This window comes from uncultured Nevskia sp. (genome assembly GCF_903885465.1).
GTDB lineage: Bacteria > Pseudomonadota > Gammaproteobacteria > Nevskiales > Nevskiaceae > Nevskia.
On record NZ_CAISIQ010000496.1, the window covers coordinates 1 to 3,379 of the forward strand.

The 3,379-nt window shown below is 66.3% G+C and carries 3 protein-coding genes; all 3 read left to right on the forward strand.

Annotated elements, in window-relative coordinates:
• The coding region (locus QZY06_RS19165; protein ID WP_295687128.1) for an AarF/UbiB family protein at window positions 1–974 on the forward strand (974 nt) is incomplete at its 5' end.
• Between the two features lie 41 nt (window positions 975–1,015).
• Window positions 1,016–2,041: a quinone-dependent dihydroorotate dehydrogenase gene (locus QZY06_RS19170; protein WP_295687130.1), complete on the forward strand. Its 1,026-nt coding sequence runs from the start codon at window positions 1,016–1,018 to the stop codon at window positions 2,039–2,041.
• A gap of 65 nt (window positions 2,042–2,106) precedes the next feature.
• Window positions 2,107–3,336 (forward strand): OmpA family protein, encoded by a 1,230-nt coding sequence (locus QZY06_RS19175; protein ID WP_295687132.1) that lies wholly within the window; start codon window positions 2,107–2,109, stop codon window positions 3,334–3,336.
• The last annotated feature ends 43 nt before the right edge of the window (window positions 3,337–3,379 follow it).

Genomic DNA, 3,379 nt, shown 5'->3' on the forward strand with positions numbered 1-3,379 from the left:
CGTTCCTGCGCGCGATGCAGGAGCAGGTCGACGAGTTCGTTGCCGGTTTCATCGAAGAACTCGATTTCGAGGCCGAGGCCGCCAACCACGAACGCTTCTACCAGCGCAGCCTGCGCGGCACCGATCTGTGGCGGGTGCCGGAGCTGTACGGCAGCTCGCGGCGGATCCTGGAGATGGAATACCTCGGCGATGCGCTGAGCCTCGGCCGAGCGCTGAACCGCCTGCCGCGCCGTGATCGCCGCGCCTTCCAGGGCAAGGTCATCGAGCAGCTGACCTGCACCGTGCTGTTCCACGCGCTGGTCTATCGCGAGGTGCATGGCGACCTGCACCCGGGCAATTTGATGGTGGGCGCCGATGGCCGCCTGAACCTGATCGACTGGGGCAATGTCGTCGATCTAAACGGCAAGTGGCGGCCGGTTTGGGATTATCTCGCCGGCGCGATCCTCGCCGACACCGCGCTGCTCACCGACGCGCTGATCCAGATCTCGACGCACCCCGAAGACAATCGCATGCGCTGGCACGAGATTCGCCAGTTGCTCGACGACACCTTGCGCAAGAAAGGCGTCACGCCGCTGACCCCGCGCAGCTTCATCCGCGAGCTGCGCGCCGGTGGTATGGACGGCCTGCATCGTCGCGGCCAGACCGTGCTGCAGCTGATGGCCAACACCCAGCAGGCCGGTTTGGTGCTGCGCCGTGATTTCCTGCATCTGTCGCGGGCGCTGATGGCCCTGGTCGGCAGCTACGGCACGCTGTACGAAGGCGACACCCGACGCAGGCTGTTCGGCGATCTCGCCAAGGTCGCCGCCCGGCTGCCATTCACCCTCGGTCGCGACGTGCTGCGCCAGGGCTTGCGCGAGCTGCCGTGGCGCTTCAAGCGCAGCCCGGAACGGCTGCCGAAAGTGCCGGTGCCGATGATGACGCCGCTGCGGCCGCGCGTCGGCCCGCCGCCGGGTGTGCTGAGCGCAGATACCTAGCACCCACGATTTCCCTTTGCTTCCGCAGGTTTGATTCCCCGATGAAAGGTTACCGACTGGCCCGGCGCGCACTGTTCGCGCTCGATGCCGAACGCTCGCACGAATTCACCATGGCGATGTTGTCGCGCCATCCCGCGTCTGGCGGCCTGCTGTCCGGCCGCATCGTCGATGATCCAACCCGCTTGATGGGTCTGGATTTCCGCAACCGGATCGGCCTCGCCGCCGGGCTCGACAAGAACGGCGAAGCGATCGAGGCCTTCGATCGCATGGGCTTCGGCTTCATCGAAGTCGGCACCGTGACGCCGCGTCCTCAGCCGGGCAATCCACGGCCGCGGATGTTCCGGCTGCCCTCGGAACGGGCGCTGATCAATCGCCTGGGCTTCAACAACCAGGGCGTCGATGCGCTGGTCAAGCGCGCCGCCCGCATTCGCCGCCGCGCGGTGCTCGGCATCAATATCGGCAAGAACGCCGATACGCCGATGGAGCAGGCCGAACTCGACTATCTGGCCTGTCTGCACAAGGTCTACGCGGTGGCCGACTACATCACCGTCAACATCTCCTCGCCGAATACCAAGGGCCTGCGCGAACTGCAGCAGGCCAGCCGCTTCGATTCGCTGCTGTCGGCGCTCGGCGATGCCCGCGAACAGCTGACCGCGCGCTACGGCGTGCGCCGGCCGATCCTGGTCAAGATCGCGCCGGACATCGACGAGGAAGCGTTGATCGGCATCGCCGATGCCGCCCGCCGTCACGGCATCGATGGCCTGATCGCCACCAACACCACGATTGCCCGCGAAGCCGTCGCCGGCCTGCCGCACGCTCACGAGACCGGTGGCCTGTCCGGCGCGCCGCTGCTGAAAGCCTCGAACGCGATCCTGGCGCAGCTGCGCGAACGGGTCGGTCCGGACTTTCCCTTGATCGGCGTCGGCGGCGTGATGTCGGGTGCCGATGCCGCCGCCAAGCGTGCCGCCGGTGCCGATCTGGTGCAGATCTACACCGGCCTGATCTACCGCGGCCCGGCGCTGGTGCCGGAGTGCGCCCGCGCGCTGCGTGCTTCACCGGCTGCCTGAGCGGCAGCGCGTCGCCTCGTTTCGCTACACTCCGCCACCGAAAAAATCAGGACTGAGCCTTCCGCATGACTACGCAAATCCGCAATTGGCTGTTGCTGCTCGGCTGCGCCGCTGTTCTGGCTGCACCGCAGGCGATGGCGCTTTCCGCTGGCGATCAGCAGGGCGAGAAGGAGTTCTACCTCGGCGCCTTCGGTGCCTACGAGATCGGCGACGGCCAGCGCGAGTCGAAGAACGGTTACGGTTTTCAGGGCACGGCGGGCTGGGCCTACAACGACAACAGCTCGCTGGAGCTGTCCTTCCTCGGCGTCGGGCGCAAGCGTGATCTCGATGGCCGCAAGGACTATCTGAATTCGCTGATGCTCAACTACGTGCGCGACTTCGGCATGTATGAGTTCTCGACACCGTTGCTGCCGCGCTTCAAGCCCTATGTGCTGACCGGCGGTGGCGCCGTGCTCGAAGACGTGCGCGGCGATAGCCATTTCCATCCGGCAATCAATATCGGTGCCGGCCTGCTGCTGCCGCTGCGCTTTGGTTCCTGGGATTGGGGCTGGGGACTGCGCACCGAGATCAAGGGTCTGGCGCAGTACAACGCCAAGGACTCGGCGCCGGCGAACGAAAACTTCCTGGTCGATTTCCAGGCGCTGGTCGGCCTGCATATCCCGCTGTCGTTCGGCCATAGCCACAAGGCCGCGCCGCTGCCGCCAGCCGACTGCGCCGTGGCGGTGGTCGATCCGGTCACCGGCCGTCAGGATTGCCTCGCCGATTCCGATCACGACGGCGTGCAGGACGCCAAGGATCAGTGCCCGGATACCGTCGCCGGCGCCGTCGTCAACGAAGTCGGCTGCGCGGTCGACAACGGCGATGCCGATCATGACGGCGTGCTCGACACCAGCGACCAGTGCCCGAACACTGCCGCCGGCCTCGCCGTCGACGGCCAGGGCTGCGCGGTCGAGCAGACCATCAGCCTGCAGTCGGTCACCTTCGAAACCGCCTCGGCAGTGCTGACCGGCCAGGCGACCAACGTGCTCGATGGTTTCGCCCGCGCGCTGTCCGGCCAGGGCAACATCAAGGCCGAGATCGCTGGCCATACCGACAACGTCGGCAGCGCCGCCTTCAACATGACCTTGTCCAAGCAGCGCGCCGCAGCCGTGCGCGAATACCTGATCAGCAAGGGCGTGGCCGGCAATCTGCTGAGCACCACTGGCTACGGTCAGGAACAGCCGATCGCCTCGAACGACGATGATGCCGGCCGCGCGATGAACCGCCGGGTCGATTTCCGCATCGTGCTCGAGTGAGCTGGTGACAGCCTGATCTGGAACAATGGCGCATGACTGACGA